At 66.0% G+C, this 18,765-nt stretch carries 20 protein-coding genes and 3 tRNA genes; 5 read left to right on the plus strand and 18 right to left on the minus strand.

The window, feature by feature from the left end:
- Positions 1-184: 184 nt before the first annotated feature.
- From rplL to rlmB, 10 genes are all read right to left on the minus strand, one after another.
- Positions 185-559 carry a 50S ribosomal protein L7/L12 gene (gene rplL / locus KY389_RS10325; protein ID WP_219830858.1) on the minus strand — a complete coding sequence of 125 codons (375 nt, stop codon included), beginning with the start codon at positions 557-559 and terminating at the stop codon, positions 185-187.
- A 65-nt stretch (positions 560-624) separates the two neighbouring features.
- Positions 625-1,140 (minus strand): 50S ribosomal protein L10, encoded by a 516-nt coding sequence (gene rplJ, locus KY389_RS10330; protein ID WP_219830859.1) that lies wholly within the window; start codon positions 1,138-1,140, stop codon positions 625-627.
- Positions 1,141-1,383: 243 nt separating this feature from the next.
- Entirely contained in the window at positions 1,384-2,082 is a 699-nt protein-coding gene (gene rplA / locus KY389_RS10335; RefSeq protein WP_219830860.1) for a 50S ribosomal protein L1, read from the minus strand.
- Between the two features lie 3 nt (positions 2,083-2,085).
- The gene (rplK, locus tag KY389_RS10340) at positions 2,086-2,538 is read right to left on the minus strand and encodes a 50S ribosomal protein L11 (protein ID WP_219830861.1); all 453 of its coding nucleotides are present in this window, start codon (positions 2,536-2,538) and stop codon (positions 2,086-2,088) included.
- Positions 2,539-2,624: 86 nt separating this feature from the next.
- Complete coding sequence (gene nusG / locus KY389_RS10345; RefSeq protein WP_219830862.1) at positions 2,625-3,161, minus strand: transcription termination/antitermination protein NusG; 537 nt, start codon at positions 3,159-3,161, stop codon at positions 2,625-2,627.
- A 175-nt stretch (positions 3,162-3,336) separates the two neighbouring features.
- The gene (gene secE, locus KY389_RS10350; protein ID WP_425517178.1) at positions 3,337-3,561 is read right to left on the minus strand and encodes a preprotein translocase subunit SecE; all 225 of its coding nucleotides are present in this window, start codon (positions 3,559-3,561) and stop codon (positions 3,337-3,339) included.
- A 78-nt stretch (positions 3,562-3,639) separates the two neighbouring features.
- A tRNA-Trp gene (locus KY389_RS10355) sits at positions 3,640-3,715 on the minus strand.
- 112 nt (positions 3,716-3,827) lie between these two features.
- Complete coding sequence (locus tag KY389_RS10360) at positions 3,828-4,253, minus strand: CoA-binding protein (protein ID WP_425517179.1); 426 nt, start codon at positions 4,251-4,253, stop codon at positions 3,828-3,830.
- 251 nt (positions 4,254-4,504) lie between these two features.
- Entirely contained in the window at positions 4,505-4,927 is a 423-nt protein-coding gene (locus KY389_RS10365) for a YHS domain-containing (seleno)protein (RefSeq protein ID WP_246588068.1), read from the minus strand.
- A 90-nt stretch (positions 4,928-5,017) separates the two neighbouring features.
- Positions 5,018-5,818, minus strand: a complete 801-nt coding sequence (gene rlmB / locus KY389_RS10370) for a 23S rRNA (guanosine(2251)-2'-O)-methyltransferase RlmB (protein WP_219830865.1) — start codon at positions 5,816-5,818, stop codon at positions 5,018-5,020.
- Positions 5,819-5,951: 133 nt separating this feature from the next.
- Here rlmB and KY389_RS10375 point away from each other — a divergent pair.
- Together KY389_RS10375 and KY389_RS10380 are read left to right on the plus strand one after the other, a co-directional pair.
- Positions 5,952-6,035 (plus strand) — tRNA-Tyr (locus KY389_RS10375).
- A 144-nt stretch (positions 6,036-6,179) separates the two neighbouring features.
- The gene (locus KY389_RS10380) at positions 6,180-7,175 is read left to right on the plus strand and encodes a hypothetical protein (protein ID WP_219830866.1); all 996 of its coding nucleotides are present in this window, start codon (positions 6,180-6,182) and stop codon (positions 7,173-7,175) included.
- Positions 7,176-7,738: 563 nt separating this feature from the next.
- On the opposite strand, the gene ileS is transcribed toward KY389_RS10380, so the two are convergent.
- Together ileS and queF are read right to left on the minus strand one after the other, a co-directional pair.
- Entirely contained in the window at positions 7,739-10,645 is a 2,907-nt protein-coding gene (gene ileS / locus KY389_RS10385; RefSeq protein WP_219830867.1) for an isoleucine--tRNA ligase, read from the minus strand.
- Between the two features lie 144 nt (positions 10,646-10,789).
- Positions 10,790-11,251 carry a preQ(1) synthase gene (gene queF / locus KY389_RS10390; protein WP_219830868.1) on the minus strand — a complete coding sequence of 154 codons (462 nt, stop codon included), beginning with the start codon at positions 11,249-11,251 and terminating at the stop codon, positions 10,790-10,792.
- Between the two features lie 102 nt (positions 11,252-11,353).
- On the opposite strand from queF, the gene KY389_RS10395 reads away from it, so the two are divergent.
- The gene (locus tag KY389_RS10395) at positions 11,354-11,752 is read left to right on the plus strand and encodes a group III truncated hemoglobin (protein WP_219830869.1); all 399 of its coding nucleotides are present in this window, start codon (positions 11,354-11,356) and stop codon (positions 11,750-11,752) included.
- Here KY389_RS10395 and KY389_RS10400 read toward each other — a convergent pair.
- The 5 genes from KY389_RS10400 to KY389_RS10420 form a co-directional block, all read right to left on the minus strand.
- Positions 11,749-12,381 (minus strand): trimeric intracellular cation channel family protein, encoded by a 633-nt coding sequence (locus KY389_RS10400; protein ID WP_219830870.1) that lies wholly within the window; start codon positions 12,379-12,381, stop codon positions 11,749-11,751. The genes KY389_RS10395 and KY389_RS10400 overlap by 4 nt on opposite strands.
- Positions 12,378-12,827 (minus strand): ribonuclease HI, encoded by a 450-nt coding sequence (rnhA, locus tag KY389_RS10405; protein ID WP_219830871.1) that lies wholly within the window; start codon positions 12,825-12,827, stop codon positions 12,378-12,380. The genes KY389_RS10400 and rnhA overlap by 4 nt, the downstream gene beginning before the upstream one ends.
- Entirely contained in the window at positions 12,820-13,425 is a 606-nt protein-coding gene (locus KY389_RS10410; RefSeq protein ID WP_219830872.1) for a glutathione S-transferase family protein, read from the minus strand. Before KY389_RS10410 ends, rnhA begins: the two co-directional genes overlap by 8 nt.
- Positions 13,426-13,482: 57 nt before the next feature.
- The gene (gene ispH / locus KY389_RS10415; RefSeq protein ID WP_219830911.1) at positions 13,483-14,439 is read right to left on the minus strand and encodes a 4-hydroxy-3-methylbut-2-enyl diphosphate reductase; all 957 of its coding nucleotides are present in this window, start codon (positions 14,437-14,439) and stop codon (positions 13,483-13,485) included.
- A gap of 79 nt (positions 14,440-14,518) precedes the next feature.
- On the minus strand, positions 14,519-15,949 hold the full coding sequence (locus KY389_RS10420; protein ID WP_219830873.1) for a cobyric acid synthase: 1,431 nt from the start codon (positions 15,947-15,949) through the stop codon (positions 14,519-14,521).
- A 91-nt stretch (positions 15,950-16,040) separates the two neighbouring features.
- Here KY389_RS10420 and secG point away from each other — a divergent pair, with 91 nt between their 5' ends.
- Together secG and pyrG are read left to right on the plus strand one after the other, a co-directional pair.
- On the plus strand, positions 16,041-16,526 hold the full coding sequence (secG, locus tag KY389_RS10425; protein ID WP_219830874.1) for a preprotein translocase subunit SecG: 486 nt from the start codon (positions 16,041-16,043) through the stop codon (positions 16,524-16,526).
- A 152-nt stretch (positions 16,527-16,678) separates the two neighbouring features.
- A complete protein-coding gene (gene pyrG / locus KY389_RS10430; RefSeq protein WP_219830875.1) occupies positions 16,679-18,322 on the plus strand; it encodes a CTP synthase in 1,644 nt (547 codons plus the stop codon).
- A 243-nt stretch (positions 18,323-18,565) separates the two neighbouring features.
- On the opposite strand, the gene KY389_RS10435 is transcribed toward pyrG, so the two are convergent.
- Positions 18,566-18,641 (minus strand) — tRNA-Thr (locus tag KY389_RS10435).
- Positions 18,642-18,765: the final 124 nt, after the last annotated feature.

Genomic DNA, 18,765 nt, shown 5'->3' on the forward strand with positions numbered 1-18,765 from the left:
GCCTACGAATGCAGGGTTGAGGTTCCATTCGTGCCGCGCGTCCCACCGCGAAGCTCCCGAACCTCGAACATGCCCTGAAGGGAGGTCTGTGCGCCAGACCGACCTTCAAGACAGGTTCGGCAGGGACCGGGAAATCCCGGACCCTGCCCATTTCATGCGATCTCAGCGACCGGCCAAGGGCCGATTACTTCAGTTCGACCTTGGCGCCGGCGTCTTCCAGCTTTTTCTTGAAGTCTTCGGCCTCGGCCTTCGACACGCCCTCTTTCACCTTGCCACCGGCTTCGACCAGGTCCTTGGCTTCTTTCAGGCCCAGACCGGTGATGCCGCGCACTTCCTTGATCACGTTGATCTTGTTGGCGCCGGCGTCCACCAGAACGACGTCGAATTCGGTCTTTTCTTCGGCCGCTTCACCAGCGCCCGCGGCGGGGCCGGCAACCATGACGGCGCCGCCAGCGGCGGGCTCGATGCCATATTCATCCTTCAGGATGGTCTTCAGTTCCTGGGCTTCCAGCAGGGTCAGGCCCACGATTTCTTCGGCGAGTTTCTTCAGATCAGCCATTTTTCCGTTCTTTCCAGTTAGTGTTCCAACATCGGGTCATCGACCGCACGAAGGAATGGGGTTGCTTACGCAGCCTCGCGCTCTTCCAGAGTCGTGAGGATGCTCGCGATGTTCGAGGCAGGCGCGCCAATGGCGCCGGCGATGTTGCTGGCAGGCGCACCGATGCAGGACACGATCTGAGCGATAAGCTCTTCACGCGACGGCATCGAGGCGACGGCTTTCACACCGGCCGGATCCAGAGCCTGATCACCCATTGCACCGCCCAGGATCACGAACTTGTCGTTGTCCTTGGCGTATTTGTCGGCGATCCGGGCGGCAGCCACGGGATCTTCCGAATAGGTGAGCACGGTCATGCCCGTCAGGTAGTCGGCGATGCTGGCGCAAGGCTTACCTTTCAGGGCGATCTTGGCGAGCTTGTTCTTGGCAACGCGAACCGAACCACCCGCTTCGCGCATCCGCGCGCGGAGGTCCTGCATCTGTGCAACCGTCATGCCTTCGTAGTGGGCAACCACCACGACGCCAGAGCTTTCAAAGATCTGGCCGAGTTCTTCGACCACCTGTTCTTTTTGTGCTCTATCCACGGTTTCACTCCAAGTAGGGGGTATCCCCCCGGCTCTCACTTTTCCCACGGCCGGGGCCGCAGGTCGGGTCCGCTAGGGCAAGATCACCCGAAGGGCCGCAGCGCGGTCTTCGGAAAAATGCTTCCCCATCTCGGGAAGGATATTAAGCGGGTCTCCCCACACCCTCCGTCTCGGACAGGACGGGGCGACTGGCGCCCCGCCATCCCCGGCCACCCGCAAGGACGGCCAGGAAATTCTTCGGACTCAGGCCTGGGTCGCGGACGCAATGTCCACCGACACGCCCGGCCCCATGGTCGAGCTGATCGAAACCTTCTTCATGTAGGTTCCTTTCGCACCCGAGGGCTTGGCCTTCTGGACCGCATCGACAAAGGCGCGCAGGTTCTGCGCCAGCTTGTCCTCGTCGAACGAGACCTTGCCGATGCCGGCGTGAACGACGCCTGCCTTTTCGGCCTTGAACTGGACTTCGCCACCCTTGGCGGCTTCGACGGCGGCTTTCACATCCATCGTCACCGTGCCGACCTTGGGGTTCGGCATCAGGTTGCGCGGCCCGAGGATCTTGCCCAGACGGCCCACCAGCGGCATCATGTCGGGGGTCGCGATGCAGCGATCGAACTCGATCTTGCCGGACTGGATGGTTTCCAGCAGATCTTCGGCGCCGACGATATCGGCACCGGCGGCCTTTGCTTCGTCAGCCTTGGGACCACGGGCGAAAACGGCGACGCGGACATCCTTTCCGGTGCCGGCGGGCAGCGTGACGACGCCGCGGACCATCTGATCGGCATGGCGCGGATCGACGCCAAGGTTCAGTGCGATCTCGACGGTCTCGTCAAACCTGGCCGAGGCGGTGGATTTCACCAGCTTGACGGCCTCTTCGACGCTGAGGTTGGCCTTGCCTTGAAACGCGGCGCGGGCGGCGGCTTTCTTCTTGGACATCTTTGCCATGACTTAGCCTTTCACCTCGATGCCGATCGAACGGGCAGAGCCGACAATGATCTTCATGGCCGCTTCGATGTCGTTCGCGGACAGATCCTTCATCTTCATCTCGGCGATTTCACGCACCTGCTTGACGGTGACAGTGCCCGCGACGGCACGGCCCGGCTTTTCGGAGCCCTTGGCGCGGTTGCGCTTGCCCACAGGCTTCAGACCAGCCGCCTTCTTCAGAAGGAAGGACGCCGGGGGGGTCTTCGTCTCGAATGTGAACGACTTATCGGCGTAATAGGTGATCACCACAGGAACGGGCGAGCCCTGCTCCATATCCTGCGTCTTGGCGTTGAACGCCTTGCAGAATTCCATGATGTTAATGCCGCGCTGACCCAAGGCCGGGCCGACGGGAGGCGACGGGTTTGCCTGACCCGCCTTGATTTGCAGCTTGAGGCTGCCCACAACTTTCTTGGCCATCTGGCCTACTCCTTCATCATCAAGCCCGCGAACGGGGCCGATTTAGCGGTGCGGCCGCGCCCGTGGGGCGAACCTCCCGCAGCCAATCACGAGATCTTGCTGACCTGCGTGAATTCCAGCTCGACCGGCGTCGGCCGGCCGAAGATCGAAACCGTCACCTTGACGCGCGACGAGATCTCGTCCACCTCCTCGACCATGCCCGAGAAGCCCTCGAACGGGCCGTCGGTCACGTTGACCTTTTCGCCCACGTCGAAGCGGATCAGGCTGCGCGGCGCCGCGGCCTCGCCCGTGCCCGATCTCTTCAGCATCGCGTTCACTTCGTCGTCGCGCATCGGCATGGGCTTGCCATGAGCGCCAAGGAAGCCCGTCACACGGTTGATCGAATTGACCAGGTGATAGGTGCGGTCCGACATCTCCATGTGAACCAGCACATAGCCGGGCATGAATCGGCGCTCGGACGTGACCTTCTTGCCGCGCCGGATCTCGATCACTTCTTCGGTCGGGACAAGAACCTCGTCGATCTGATCCTCGAGACCCTTTTCGGCGACGGCCTGGCGAATCGCCTCTGCGACCTTCTTCTCGAAGTTCGACAGGACGCTGACCGAATACCAACGCTTTGCCATGTCTCGATCGACCCCTGTTCGTGTTCCGGGAATCGCGCCCGGACGACGCCAACCCGCTGAATTCCAAAGATGTCCGTCAAAATCGAAATCGGCGCGCACGCGGATTGGATGCACGCCGGTCGATGGACAATGCGGGGCTATTAACGCCCTCGCCCAGCGAATGCAACCCCTGGCATCAGCCGCTGATCAGTCGCAGACCCTGCGTCAGCCCGGTGCGGATCGCCAGATCGACAAGGAAGAAGAACAGACTGGTCAGCGAGGCGAAGATAAAGACCATGATTGTGGTCGTCACAACCTCGCGACGCGTCGGCCAGGTGATCTTGGCGGCCTCGGCGCGGACCTGATTGATGAACTGGACGGGATTGGCCACGGCTGAGGCTCCTTGTTTGCTGGGCATCATCTAGCGGGGAAAGGCTCGGCTTTCAAGCCGAGGCCGGGCGATTGCACAGCGCCAGGGCCAGCGATGCCGTAAAGAACCTGGCAGGGGCAGGGGGACTCGAACCCACGACCCTCGGTTTTGGAGACCGATGCTCTACCAACTGAGCTATACCCCTGTGGTCGCGCATGATTAGAAGCTCGCCGCCGCGGCGTCAAGCGGATAACAGCAGCGGCGTTCAGCATCGCCAGGCGACGCATCGCGCGCGCCCCGCCCCGAGGCAGTCCGGATCAGGCGTGCCGCGGGAACTCGATCTTGGGGCAGCGGTCCTGCACCACGGTCACGCCAGCACGACGCGCCCGATCGGCGGCCGCGTCATCGCGGACGCCGAGCTGCGTCCAGATCACCGACAGCCTGGGCAAATGGGCCAGCGCCTCATCCACGATGGAACCGACCGCCTCGGAACGGCGGAAGATATCCACCATCTGCACGCCGGCATCGGCAGGGATCGCGGACAGCGACGGATAGACCGTCTCACCCAGGATCACCCGCCCCGCATGGCCCGGATTGACGGGGATCACACGGTAGCCCTGCGCCTGGAGGAACCGGGCCACACCCCAGCTGGGCCGCTCTTGGTTGGGCGACAACCCGACCATTGCGATCACCCTGACCTCGCGGGCGATGCGGGCAATCTCTTCGTCTTCGGTCATCGACATTTCCATGGGTTCCTCCTGCCCATACATCCGAAGGTTGAGCCGACGCTGCCACAGAAAAAGCGCCCGGTCCAGAATCTGGCCGGGCGCAAGTGCGGAACGAGGGACAGTGATCCGAACATGACCGTTCCGAGGCCATGTTCTAAGATGCAAATGTGCATCACCCCCCGGATGTTCCAGTGAAATCACGAAAAGGTGAATTGAATCGAGCCAAGCTCAGTTTCCGTCCCATGCCGCATTGAATCGAGCCAAGCTCAGTTTCCGTCCCATGCCGCACGGGCGCGGGCGATGATCTCGGCCGGGGCCTCGCGCAGGCGACGCTCGGCCGAGGCAGAGCTCAACAGGTAGAGATTGCCGCCAATGACGGCAAAATGACGCGGATCGCCCCGCTCGCGCCGCCCTTCGGACAGGGCAACGGGGCAGTAACCGTCCAGCGCGGGGGCAAAGGCCCAGGGATCGGCCTCGAATCGGGCGCGATTCTCTTCCGACGAAAAATGCCACAATTCGCCCTTCCACAGGGTCGCGATGTCGCTGCGTCCGGGAACGGCCTGCCCTGCCTGAAGCGTTCCGACAGGGTCATGCCCGCCCAGGGCCCAGGTCTGGGCAAGGGACGGGCTGGCCAGCAGGATGCCGGACAGGGCAAGGGGAATCAGCTTGGGCATCGTGGCTCGGGTCATGGTGGCTGCCGCTCATTTGGCAGGACGATCCGCGAATCTCAACGGAGGGGTGCGCCATGTCGCAGCGTTGTGATGCCCTGGGACAGGCTTTCAGCGTCCTGCCGCATAGAGCGCGACGGCCGCGGCGTTGCTGACGTTCAGCGATCCGAAATCAGCGGCAAAGGGTATCCGGGCGATATGGTCGCAGGTCTTGGCGGTCAATTCACGCATACCCGGCCCCTCGGCGCCCATCACCAGACACAGCGCGCGCCCCCGCAGCGTTTCCAGCAGATCGGGCAACGGCACCTCGCCCGTCCCGTCAAGGCCGACCAGGATGAAGCCCATGTTCTTCAGCTGCACCAGGGCCTCGGCCAGATTCGGGACGCGCAGATAGGGCTGGCGTTCCAGCGCGCCCGAGGCGGTCTTGGCCAACGCGCCGGTCTCGGGCGCGGAATGGCGAGCGGGGGCAATGACGGCGCGAGCACCGAACACCTCGGCCGATCGCAAGATCGCGCCGATATTGTGTGGGTCGGTCACGCGGTCCAGCGCCACCAGCAGCGGGCGCGATTCGCCCGGCGCCTGCCGCAGCGCGACTTCGGACAGGCTGCCCCAATGCAGCGGCTTGACCTCCAGCGCGGCGCCCTGATGGACGCTTTCGGGCGCCAGCGGCACGGCCTTGTCGAAGACCCGCGCATCGGTGATCTCGGGCGTCATGCCATGCAGATCGCCCAACCGGGCCAGCGCATTGGCGGTCACCACCAGACGCAGCTTCTGGCGCGCGGGATTGGCCAGCGCATCGCGCACCGCATGAAGGCCGAACAGCCAGACCGTCTCGGCCGCGGCGGCGCGGCGGGCGCGCTCTTTCTCGATCACCCAAGAGGGTTTCCGGCTCTTGCGGGTCTTGTCGTTCATCGCGGGCTCCTTTGTCCCTGCCTGAATGCGCCGCAGGGGAATTTCGCGCAACCCCCCGAGGCCCGCGCCGGAAATGCGCTTGACGCCCCCGGCGCGGGCCGCTAATCACCGCCCCACGCCGAAAGCGTTCGGCGGGCGACGTGCTGCAAGGTGCGGCAGCGGACTGTAACTCCGCCGGGGAGACCCATGCCTGGTTCGATTCCAGGGTCGCCCACCATTTTTCCTCCCTACCCTTTTCTCATCGTGGTATCGCTCCGAAGGGCGCCGACTTTCCGCAGCACGCCCGCCTTCCTGGGCTTCCGCCCCGAGGCCCCGGGGCCTATCCTGCGTGCGGTGTCACCAACCGCCGAGTTACCGCAGCATGAAGCAGTCAGTTCACGCGAACATTCTGGCCATCACCCAGTCCGGGCGGCTTGAATTCGAGGCGATCATCCTCATGGCCAGCCTTCGCCGGGCCTCGCCGGACTGGTGCGGGCGTGCGATTCTGGCCGAGCCGCGCCCCGAAGGCGCATGGGCTGGCCACCAGACGACCCTGTCGGATGCCGGTCGCGCGATCCTGACGGATCTGGGCGCCGAGATCCTGCCCTTTACCGCGACCACATTCGGCGCGGCCTATCCGCAGGGCAACAAGATCGAGGCGCTGCCGCTGCTGCCACCGCACGAGCCATTCCTGTTTCTGGACACCGACACGCTGATCACCGGCCCGCTGGACGCCATCAAGGCGGATTTCAGCCGCCCCGCGGCCTCGATGCGGCGCGAGGGAACCTGGCCGCAGCCCCCGCTTTACGGCCCGGGCTATGGCGCGATCTGGAAGTCGATCTATGACCGCTTCGGGCTGGATTTCGACTCCAGCCTGGATCTGACCCAGCCGGACGAGCATTGGGAACGCTATCTCTATTTCAACGCCGGCTGGTTCGTCGGCAATGACCCGGTCGAATTCGGACGCCGCTATCTGGAATGGGCGCGCGCGCTGCGCGACGACCCGCATGACGAACTGGCCTGCCAGGTGATGGACCCCTGGCTGGATCAGGTCGTGCTGCCCCTGGTGATCCACAGCTTCGGCGGCGGCAGGCCGGGCGCCGATCTGGCCGGGCTGGATGGCGAGATTACCTTTCACTATCGCAAGCTGCCGCTGCTCTATGCGCTTGGCACCGAGACACAGATCGCCCAACTCGAGGAAGCGGTCGCCGACAAGGCGATCCGCCGCCACCTGCGCGAATGGGAACCCGCCCGCAAGCTGATCTATCAGCGGAAGGGGCGCGAAAAGGTGCGCCCCCTTTTCGAGGGGCGACCCCTTCCGCGCCAGGAACGCGCGATCCGCAACCAGATCCGCGCCAAGGGCTGGTGGCTGGTCTAGCGGTCCTCGTCCGCCTCCTGCAAGGACGGTGCCCAGATGGTCACGTCGCCCTTGGGGACACTTTGTCGATCCGGCCAATTCCACGGGGCTGGCAATCGCGCAGCTCCAGCGCGCCCTCGCAATCGCGCACCGTCTCGGCCCGCAAGTCGCCGATCGGCCGCAAGTCGCCGATCGGCGCGCGGGTGACGGGCCCGCTTGCAGCGCCATGGCGACGGCCATCTGGGCCAGCCTCTGCCCGCGCAAGACCGCCAGAGCGTTCAACCCGCTCAGAGCCCGTTCATGTCATCGCTCGCCAGTCGGGGACAATGGCCTGCCCCGTGCAGCATGGGCCTCCTGCGGGATACCGCGCACAGACCAGCCCGTCAGATCCCCTGCACCAGAGACGCGAGGCAGCACTGGCCGCCCCCACCCTCAGGCATATTCGGCCACCGGCACCGTTCCATCCGGCAGTTCGGTATCTTGCCGCCGGGCTGGCGGATCGCGCAGGATGGCCGCCGCCTGCCGGGTCCGAAGAGCCGCAGCCGGGCAACCCGCGCGGGCAGGCTCGCGCGGGTTGTCGCCATTCATCCAAGGACCGAGTCGCAGCGCGCGCAGGTGCCGGGATGCCTGTGGCTGCCCACATCCGGCAGGATCTTCCAACAGCGCTGGCATTTCTGACCCTCGGCCATCTCGAAGACCACGCCGATGCCCGGGGTCTCGGCCATGCGGAAGGCCTCGGCCGGGGCGGGATCGGCGGTCAGCACCAGATCCGAGGTGATGCAGACATCCGCGAAGGCTACCGATTTCAGCGCGGCCAGCATGGCCGCATCCTCGACATGGACGACCGGCGCGGCCTCGAGGCTGGCGCCGATGGTCTTGTCGGAGCGCTTGACCTCCAGCGCGGCGGTCACGACACGGCGGGCGCGGCGGACATGGTCCCATTTCGCAGCCAGGGGTTCGTTCAGCCAATCCGCCGGGGTCTGGGCGAAGTCATGCAGATGCACGCTGTCATCCTCGGACGGGAAACGCGACAGCCAGACATCCTCCATCGTGAAGGGCAGGATCGGCGCCAGCCAGGTCACAAGGCGATGGAACAGCAGGTCCAGCACCGTCCGCGCCGCCCGGCGGCGCTCGCTGTTCAACCCATCGCAATACAGCGCGTCCTTGCGGATATCGAAATAGAAGGCCGACAGATCGACGGTGCAGAACTGGAACAGCGTCTGGAAGACGCCCTGGAAATCGAAGGCCGCATAGCCCTTGCGGACCTGGTGATCCAGCTGCGCCAGACGGTGCAGCACCCATTGTTCCAGCTCGGGCATCTGCGCGGGTTCGATACGTTCGGCCTCGGACCAGTCAGCCAGCGAACCCAGCAGGAAGCGCAGCGTGTTGCGCAACCGGCGATAGCTGTCGGCGGTGCCCTTGAGGATCTCGGGGCCGATGCGCTGATCGGCAGTATAATCCGCCTGCGCCACCCACAAGCGCAGGATATCGGCGCCGTATTGTTCGACCACCTCGGCCGGCACGATGGTATTGCCAAGCGATTTGGACATCTTCATGCCCTTCTCGTCCAGCGTGAAGCCATGCGTGACCACATTGCGATAGGGCGCACGACCCCTGGTCGCGCTGGCTTGCAACAGCGAGGACTGGAACCAGCCGCGATGCTGGTCGGTGCCCTCCAGATAGACATCGGCGATGCCGTCGGGCGCGCCATCCTCGCGGTCGCGCAGCACGAAACTGTGGGTCGAACCGCTATCGAACCACACATCCAGAACGTCCATCACCTGTTCATAGGCTTCGGGATCCACAATGCCGTCGAGAATCCGCGCCTTGAAGCCCGCGCTGTACCAGACATCGGCGCCATTCGCCTCGAAGGCCTCGACGATACGCTGGTTCACTCGCGCGTCGCGCAACAGGAAATCGTCATCGGTGGGGCTGGCCCCCTTCTTCACGAAGCAGGTCAACGGCACGCCCCAGGCCCGCTGGCGCGACAGGACCCAATCGGGCCGGTTCTCGACCATGGCATGGATACGATTGCGCCCGGACTGGGGCCACCATTTCACCAGCTTGTCGATGCTGTTCAGCGCCCGCCTGCGGATCGTGTCGCCATATTGGCCCAAGCCGTCATCCAACGGCTTGTCGATGGCCGCGAACCATTGCGGCGTGTTGCGATAGATCAGCGGCGCCTTGGACCGCCAGCTATGCGGATAAGAGTGCTTGATCTTGCCCTTGGCCAGCAGCGCCCCCGCCCAGGCCAGTTGCTTGATCACGCTGACATTCGCGGGGCCGTCCTTGCCATCGGGCGCGATGATCGCTTGCCCCCCGAAGATGGGCAGATCCTTGCGATAGCTTCCATCCGGTTCGACATTATAGGTCATCGGCAGATTAAAGCGCAGCCCCAGCTGATAGTCGTCATCGCCATGGCTGGGCGCGGTATGCACAAAGCCCGTCCCCGCCTCGTCGGTGACATGATCGCCGGGCAGCATGGGCACGTCGTAATCCCACTCGCCCGCGCCCCCCTCGACCCCGCGCAGGGGATGGGCCAGGATCAGCCCCTCCAGATCGGCGGCGGTCACATCGGCCACCCGGCTGAAGCCCGTGATCCTGGCCTGTGCCATGACGCCCTCGGCCAGCGCATCGGCCAGCACCAGACGCTCGCCGACCGCAGCGTTAGAGCCCTCGGCCACGCCATCGACCTGATAGAGGCCATAGGCGATCACAGGATTGAAGGCGACGGCCCGGTTCTGCGGAATGGTCCACGGCGTCGTGGTCCAGATCACCACCGCCGCGGATTTCTCCGTTGCAAAAATACCCGCTCCGCTGACCACCCCGAACCGCACCCAGATCGTGTGGCTGGTATGGTCGTGATACTCGACCTCGGCCTCGGCCAGGGCGGTCTTTTCCACGGGCGACCACATCACGGGCTTCGACCCCTGATAGAGCGAGCCGTTCATCACCAGCTTCATGAACTCGGCCGCGATCACGGCCTCGGCATGGAAATCCATCGTCAGATAGGGCCGGTCCCAGGCCCCGGTCACGCCAAGACGCTTGAACTCCTCGCGCTGGATGCCCACCCATTCATCGGCGAAACGACGGCATTCCTGACGGAACTCGACCAGATCGACCGCGTCCTTGTCGCGGCCCTCCTTGCGGTATTTCTCCTCGATCTTCCATTCGATGGGCAGGCCGTGACAATCCCAGCCTGGAACATAGCGCGCGTCATAGCCCATCATCTGATGCGACCGCACCACGATGTCCTTGATCGTCTTGTTCAGCGCGTGACCGATATGCAGATGGCCGTTCGCATAGGGCGGGCCGTCATGCAGCACGAAGGGCCTGCGCCCCGCCGCGGTCGCGCGCAGCCGGTCATAGACGCCGATGCGCGCCCACCGCTTTAGCCATTCGGGCTCGCGGGCGGGCAGGCCCGCGCGCATGGGAAAGTCGGTGCGGGGCAGAAAGACGGTGTCGCGGTAATCGGGGGTCGCATCGCTCATGGGGGCGGTCCTTTGTCGGTCGTTCGGGCACAGGCAAACCCGGCGGCGCGAAACCTCACGCCGCCGGGCTGCTAATTCGGATGCCGAACGCCCTGAAAATCATGAACCCTCTATAGAAACGGACCCGCCGCGCCGCAAGCCGCCTCAGCCGCGCCCGCGATAGGTCGGCACACCCTGATCGGGCAGCCACAGGCCCGCAGGCGCGGCCCCCGTCTGCCAGAAGACATCGATCGGCATGCCGCCGCGCGGATACCAGTATCCGCCGATGCGCAGCCATTGCGGCTCCAGCAGGTCGGCGATGCGGCGCCCGATGCCCACGGTGCAATCCTCATGGAAGGCGCCGTGATTGCGGAAACTGCCCAGAAACAGCTTCAGCGATTTCGATTCCACCAGCCAGTCGCCGGGGACATAGTCGATCACCAGATGCGCGAAATCGGGCTGGCCGGTCAGCGGGCAGAGGCTGGTGAATTCGGGCTGGGTGAAGCGCACGGCATAGCTCTGGCCGGGCTGGGGGTTGGGGACACGCTCCAGCACGGCCTCGTCGGGGTGCTGCGGCAGGGTGGTGGCGCTGCCCAGCTGGGTCAGCGCGTCGGTGTAATGGGCCATGGGATGCTCCTGTTTTGTCCGGGTGGGCTGCGACCGGGTGCGCCCGCATAGCGCCGCGCGGCCCCCCTTGCAACCGCCCCGCCGCCGGTCCATCTGGCCCGGATGGAGCCGCGTTTCGACATCACCGAACCCGAAATCGCCCGCACGGTTGCCGTCTTCTACGCCGCCGTGCGCCGGCACGAGGTGCTGGGCCCGATCTTTGCCGAACATGTCGGCGACTGGCCCGCGCATGAAGCCCGCATCACCGCCTTCTGGGCAGGCGCGATCCTGAACAAGGCGGGCTATAACGGCAGCCCGATGCGCGCGCATCTGTCGGCGGGCAATGTCCGCCCCGAACATTTCGAGATCTGGCTGGCGCTGTTCGACGAGGCCCTGCGCCGCACCCTGCCCCCCTGGTCCGCGCGGGCATGGTCGCAGCTGGCGCATCGGATCGGCCAGGGGCTGCGCGGCGGAGTCCAGAACATGCGGCCGGGCCGCGAAGGCCCCCCGGTCCTGCGCTAGCGCCGCGGCGGGCGCGGCCGATAGAGCGGCAGCGCCCAGCCAAAGGCCAGGCTGCCCGCCCGCAGCACCCAGACCACCACCGCACCGGCGATCAACGCCTCGGCCCGGTCCAGCCCCAGCCAGACCAGCACCACCGCGGCCACCGCACCGCCGAAGGCCGCGGTCAGATACAGCTCGCCCTGCTTGAAGACCAGCGGCACCTCGTTGCCCACCACATCGCGCATCAGCCCGCCGAAAGTGCCGGTGGCGATGCCCATGATGACCACGATGACCGGGGGCGATCCCATCTCCATCGCCACGCCCGCGCCTGCCGCCACCGCCACGGCCAAGGCCACGCTGTCCAGCCAGACCAGCCAGCGCTGGCGGCTCTCCAGCAGATGCGCGGTCCAGAACACGACCAGCGCCGCCCCCGCCGCCAGCAGCACATAGGAGGGGTTGGCCACCCAGAACACCGCCTCGCGGTTCAGGATCAGGTCGCGCAGCGTCCCGCCCCCCACCGCCGTCAGCGCCGCCATGAAGACGAAGCCCACAGGGTCCAGCTGCGCCCGGCTGGCCACCAGCGCCCCGGTCAGCGCAAAGATCAGCACCGATCCGTAATCCAGCACCGTGACCAGCGCATCCAGCGTCATTTGAAGGGCGCCATCCCGGCGCGCGCCAGCTCATCGGCGCGCTCGTTCTCGGCATGGCCCGCATGACCCTTGATCCAGCGCCACTCGACCTGGTGCACGGCCTGAGCAGCGTCCAGCCGCTGCCACAAATCGACATTCCTGACAGGCTTCTTGTCAGCCGTCTTCCAACCGTTGCGCTTCCAGCCGTGGATCCACTGCGTTACGCCGTTCCTGACGTAATTGCTGTCGGTCACGATCACGATCTTGCTGGGCCGGGTCAGCGCCTCAAGCGCGCTGATCGCGGCCATCAGTTCCATGCGGTTGTTGGTGGTTTGCGCCTCGCCCCCCTGCAGCTCGCGCTCCTTGACCACGGTCGCGCCGTCCAGCGCACGCATCAGCACGCCCCATCCCCCGGGGCCGGGATTGCCACTGCAGGCGCCGTCGGTCCAGGCATAGAGATCAGTCATCCAGCCCCACATATCCCGGCAAACCAGCAACCCGGTCCAGCCATGCCCCGATCGCGGGGAAACGCTCCATCGCGAACCCGCCCCGGCGGCCTGCGCTGTGCGTATAGGCATAAAGACAGATATCGGCCAGGCTCGGCCCCGCGCCCACCAGCCAGTCGCGCCCGTCCAGATGCGCCTCCATCACCCCCAACAGCCGATGCCCCGCCTCCAGCAGCGCCGCCATCCGCTGGGGCGTGGCCTCGGCGGCGCGATGCGGATAGCAGGCCAGCGCACCCCGGACGGCGATCACGCCCTCATGCTGGTTCTGCTCCCAGAACATCCAGCCCATCATCCGCGCCCGGTCCAGCGGATCCTCGGGCCAGAACGGCCCGCCTTCGCCCAGCCAGCACAGGATTGCATTCGATTCCGGCAGCAACGCCCCCTCCGGCAATTCCAGGACCGGAGCCTTACCAAAGGGCAGCCGCCCCTCGCGATGCGCGGCCTCCAAAGCCGGACTTCCATATTCGACATCGACGCGCGGACAGTCCCGTCCGGTCAGCGCCAGCAGCAGCCGCACCTTGTAGCTGTTGCCTGACGAAGGCATTGAATAGAGCCGCACCCCAGAACCTCTTCTTCGTTGTCCCAATACCCCGGGGGTCCGGGGGCTGGCCCCCGGTCAGGCGGTCTCGCGCAGCACGCGCGGCACCTTGAACTCGACCCGCTCGACGGCCGTCTCGACCACATTGATCGTCACGTCATAGCGATCCCGAAACGCGTCGATAACCTCGTCGATCAGCACCTCGGGCGCGCTGGCCCCCGCGGTCACGCCAATGCTGGCGATACCGTCCAGCGCGCGCCAGTCGATCTCGGCCGCGCGCATCACCAGTTGCGCATAGCCGCAGCCGGCGGCCCGCCCTACCTCGACCAGCCGCTTGGAGTTGCTGGAATTCTCGGCTCCGATCACCAGAAGCGCCTCGACATGTGGCGCCACCGCCTTGACCGCAGCCTGGCGGTTTGTCGTGGCATAGCAGATATCTTCCTTCGCCGGTCCGACGATGGCCGGAAACCGTGCCTGCAAAGCCTCGACCACGGCAGCCGTGTCATCGACCGACAGGGTGGTCTGCGTGATGAAAGCCAGACGCTCGGGGTCGCGGACCTCGATGCGGGCGACATCGGCGACATCCTCGACCAGGATGACCTCGCCCTCGGGCAACTGCCCCATCGTTCCAATCACTTCCGGGTGTCCCGCATGTCCGATCATCACCATCTGCAACCCGGCGGCGTGGTGGCGTTCGGCCTCGATATGGACCTTGCTGACCAGCGGGCAGGTCGCATCCACATAAAGCATCTGACGGCGCTGCGCCTCGGCCGGCACCGCCTTGGGCACGCCATGGGCCGAGAAGATCACCGGCCGGTCATCGGGGCATTCGTCAAGCTCCTCAACGAAAACAGCACCTTGTTCGCGGAGCTGATCGACCACGAACTTGTTGTGGACGATCTCGTGGCGGACATAGACCGGGGCGCCCCATTTCTGCAGCGCCATCTCGACGATCTTGATCGCGCGGTCCACGCCCGCGCAAAAGCCGCGCGGCGCGGCGAGGTAGAGCTTCAGGGGCGGCTTTGCATGTTCCATGCCCATCAGGTAGCGCGCCTGCCCGGTTTCGTCCAGCACCACAAGGTCACAAGCCCTGCACCGCGCGCCGCGTTGACGCTCAGCGCGCGACAGCCAGAAGGCCGGCCACATCCAGATGCGTCTCGAGATGGTCGGCCAGATCGTTCAGCGTGGCCTCGACCCCCGCCCCATAGCCCGGCTGCGAGGACGCCCCCAGACGCGCCAGAAAGGCCGCGCGGAACCCGTCATCCTGGAAAAGCCCGTGCAGATAGCTGCCCATCGCCCGCCCGTCAGGGCTGATCGCGCCGTCCGGTTCGGGGATATGGGCGAAAGGCCGCGCGCAATCGGGGCCACGGGTCCGGCCCATATGGATCTCGTAGCCCAAAACCATCTGACCGAGCGCGGTGCCCGCCGCACGGGTCATGCGCTTGTCGGGCGCCATCACCGTCGTCACGTCCAGAAGGCCCAGCCCCTCGACCTGACCCGCCTGCCCGTCAGCGCCCGAGGGATCGTCGATCAGGCGGCCCAGCATCTGGTAGCCGCCGCAAATGCCCAGCACATGCCCGCCCCGGCGATGATGGGCGGCAAGGTCGATATCCCAGCCCTGCGCGCGCAGAAAGGCCAGATCGCCCAATGTCGATTTCGTGCCGGGCAGGATCACCAGATCGGCATCGCCCGGAATGGCCCGGCCCGGCGGCAGCATGGTCAACCGCACGCCCGGTTCTGCCGCCAGAGGGTCCAGATCGTCGAAGTTCGCGATGCGCGACAGGGTCAGGCAGACGACATGCAGCCCCTCGCCCCGCCCGCCGCGCAGGTCCATCGCGTCCTCGGCGGGCAGGCGATGGGCGCCCGGAAACCACGGCAGGACACCGAAGCCGGGCCAGCCGGTCCGCGCCTCGATCATCCGGTAGCCGTCATCGAAAAGGCGCGGATCGCCCCGGAACTTGTTGATCAGGAAGCCGCGGATCATGGCGGCGTCCTCGGGGTCGATCACGGCCTGCGTGCCGACGATCTGGGCGATCACGCCGCCCCGGTCGATGTCGCCCGCCAGCACGACCGGCACGCCGGCGGCGCGGGCGAATCCCATATTGGCGATGTCGCGGGGGCGCAGGTTCACCTCGGCGGGGCTGCCCGCGCCCTCGACGATGACAAGATCGTGCGCGGCGGACAGGCGGGCGAAGCTGTCCAGAACGCCCCCCAGCAGGCGGGGCTTCAGCGCCTGATAATCGCGCGCCTCGGCCCGGGCGATGGCGCGGCCCTGCAGGATCACCTGCGCGCCGCGATCGGTCTCGGGCTTCAGCAGGACGGGGTTCATGTCGGCCTGCGGCTCGATCCCCGCAGCCAGCGCCTGAAGGGCCTGGGCGCGCCCGATCTCGGCCCCATCCGGGGTGACGGCTGCGTTGTTGGACATGTTCTGCGGCTTGAAGGGGGCGACACGGATGCCGCGCCTGCGGGCCGCGCGGCAGAGCCCCGCCACCAGCAGCGATTTGCCGACATTCGAGCCGGTGCCCTGGATCATCAATGCCGTCATGTCACGCCTCGCTGGTCCGGGGACAGTCTTGCTTGCCATCACCCCGACAGGTGACTAGATAGGCGCGTCCGCAAATGAAAGGCCGAAAGCCGTGGAAAACGTCATCCTGACCGTCCATCTGATCCTTGCCGTGCTGTTGACCGGGGTCGTCCTGCTGCAACGCTCGGAAGGGGGCGGTCTCGGCATGGGCGGCGGCGGTGGTGGCGTCATGTCGGGCCGTCAGGCCGCGAATGCTCTGACGCGGATGACCTGGATCCTGGGCGTGGCGATCTTCTGCACCTCGCTGGCGCTGACGGTGATCGCGGCGCGTCAGGCCTCGACCGGGTCGATCATGGACCAGATCGGCGTGACCGGGGGCGACCAGCCCGCCACGCCGGCCGTGCCGAACATGCCGCTTTATACGCCCCCGCCTGCGACGGGCGGCAACCCGCTGACCCCGCCCGCGCCGGACGCACCCGAGGCGGCGGCACCCGAGGCGGCGGCGCCCGATGTGGTCGCGCCGGCCGCGCCCGAAGCGGCGCCCGAGGCGGCGCCCGGCAATGCAGGCGATGCGGTGGCGCCGCCTCCGGCAAACTGAACCGACACAACGACTTGGGGGCGGCCTGAGCCGTCCCACATGAACTTGGGGTCCGTTGCGGCCACGGGGCGAATCGGCTATTGTCCAAATCCCGTGATACCGGTTGTGCGCAACGGCCAGCAGACAGACGAATTGCAGATCACGGGGGCCTCATGGCGCGTTATATCTTCATCACCGGCGGCGTTGTGTCCTCGCTTGGCAAGGGCCTTGCCTCAGCGGCGTTGGGGGCGCTGCTGCAGGCGCGCGGCTTCACCGTCAGGCTGCGCAAGCTCGACCCCTATCTGAACGTCGATCCCGGCACGATGAGCCCGTTCGAGCACGGAGAGGTCTTTGTCACCGATGACGGCGCCGAAACGGATCTGGATCTGGGGCATTACGAGCGGTTCACCGGCGTCGCGGCGCGGCGCACCGACAGCATCAGCAGCGGGCGCGTCTATTCCAACGTGCTGGAGAAAGAGCGACGGGGCGAATATCTGGGCAAGACGATCCAGGTGATCCCCCACGTGACCAACGAGATCAAGGACTTCCTGGCCATCGGCGAGGACGAGGTCGATTTCATGCTCTGCGAGATCGGCGGCACGGTCGGCGATATCGAGGGCCTGCCCTTCTTCGAGGCAATCCGGCAATTCATCCACGAGCGTCCGCGCGGCGAATGCATCCTGATGCATCTGACGCTGTTGCCCTATCTGGCGGCCTCGGGCGAGCTGAAGACCAAGCCCACGCAGCATTCGGTCAAGGAATTGCAGTCGATCGGCCTTGCCCCCGACGTGCTGGTCTGCCGGTCCGAACATCCCATCCCGGAAAAGGAACGCGCCAAGATCGCGCTGTTCTGCAATGTCCGCCCAGATGCCGTGATCCCGGCCTATGACCTGAAGTCGATCTACGAGGCGCCCCTGGCCTATCACCGCGCGGGGCTGGACCGGGCGGTGCTGGACGCGTTCCAGATCAGCCCGGCGCCGCGCCCCGACCTCTCGAAATGGGAGGATGTGATGGACCGGCTGGAGAATGCCGAGGGCGAGGTGCGGATCGCTGTCGTGGGGAAATACACCCAACTGGAGGACGCCTACAAATCCATCGCCGAGGCGCTGACCCATGGCGGGATGGCCAACCGGGTCCGCGTGCGGGCCGACTGGGTGGACAGCGAGAAGCTGGAGGGCGAGGGCGCGCATCTTCTGGACGGCTATCACGGCATCATCGTGCCGGGCGGTTTCGGCGAGCGCGGGACCGAGGGCATGGTGGCCGCCGCGCGTTACGCGCGCGAGAAGAAGGTGCCCTATCTGGGCATCTGCCTAGGGATGCAGATGGCCGTGATCGAGGCCGCGCGGAACCTGGCCGAGATGCCCGATGCGGGGTCGGAGGAATTCGACCACGAGGCCGGACAGACGCGCTTTACCCCAGTTGTCTATCACCTCAAGGAATGGGTGCAGGGGAACTATACTGTCAAGCGCAAGCCTGATGACGACAAGGGGGGCACGATGCGATTGGGGGCCTATACGGCAGTGCTGTCGCAGGGCTCACGCATCTCGGAGGTTTATGGCGGCGCGACCGAAATCGAGGACCGCCACCGTCACCGCTACGAGGTGGACGCCGCCTATCGCGAGCGGTTGGAAGCAGCCGGGCTGCGGTTCTCGGGCATGTCGCCCGATGGAAAACTGCCCGAAGTGATCGAATATCCCGACCATCCCTGGTTCATCGGCGTGCAGTCGCATCCCGAGCTGAAATCGAAGCCCTTCGAGCCCGCGCCGCTATTCGCGGGCTTCGTGCGGGCCGCCATGGAGCAAGGGCGACTGGTCTGATCTGTCTGCGTTCCGCGAACGCCGGGGGCGCTTCGCCCCCCGACCTGAGGATATTTGGACCAGGGCAAAGACCAGGCGCGCCCTGCCCCACGGGGCGGGGCGTTTTGCCATTGACCATGCGGCCGGGACGGCTTGCACGTTCGGCGCGCGGCCGAGCCGCTCTGACAGGATCGTCGATCTGGTGGAGGATCGCGCGGCGTTCGGGGCTGCGCCTTGAAGTCTGTCTCACCTTCCGGGGGAAAGTGGTGCCGCTGAAGGGACTCGAACCCCCGACCCCATCATTACGAATGACGTGCTCTACCAGCTGAGCTACAGCGGCATCCAGACTGTGGAGGGCGGATTAGCACCTTCGGTGGCGGGGGGGAAGGGGGCGCGGGCGGATTTTTTCGTCTTGCGGTCGTTTCGGGGCGCACGGGTCGCCGCGCCCCGGTCGGGGGCGCGGC

Origin of the sequence: Paracoccus bogoriensis (assembly GCF_019431455.1) — a bacterium.
In the GTDB taxonomy this organism is placed as follows: Bacteria; Pseudomonadota; Alphaproteobacteria; order Rhodobacterales; family Rhodobacteraceae; genus Paracoccus; species Paracoccus bogoriensis.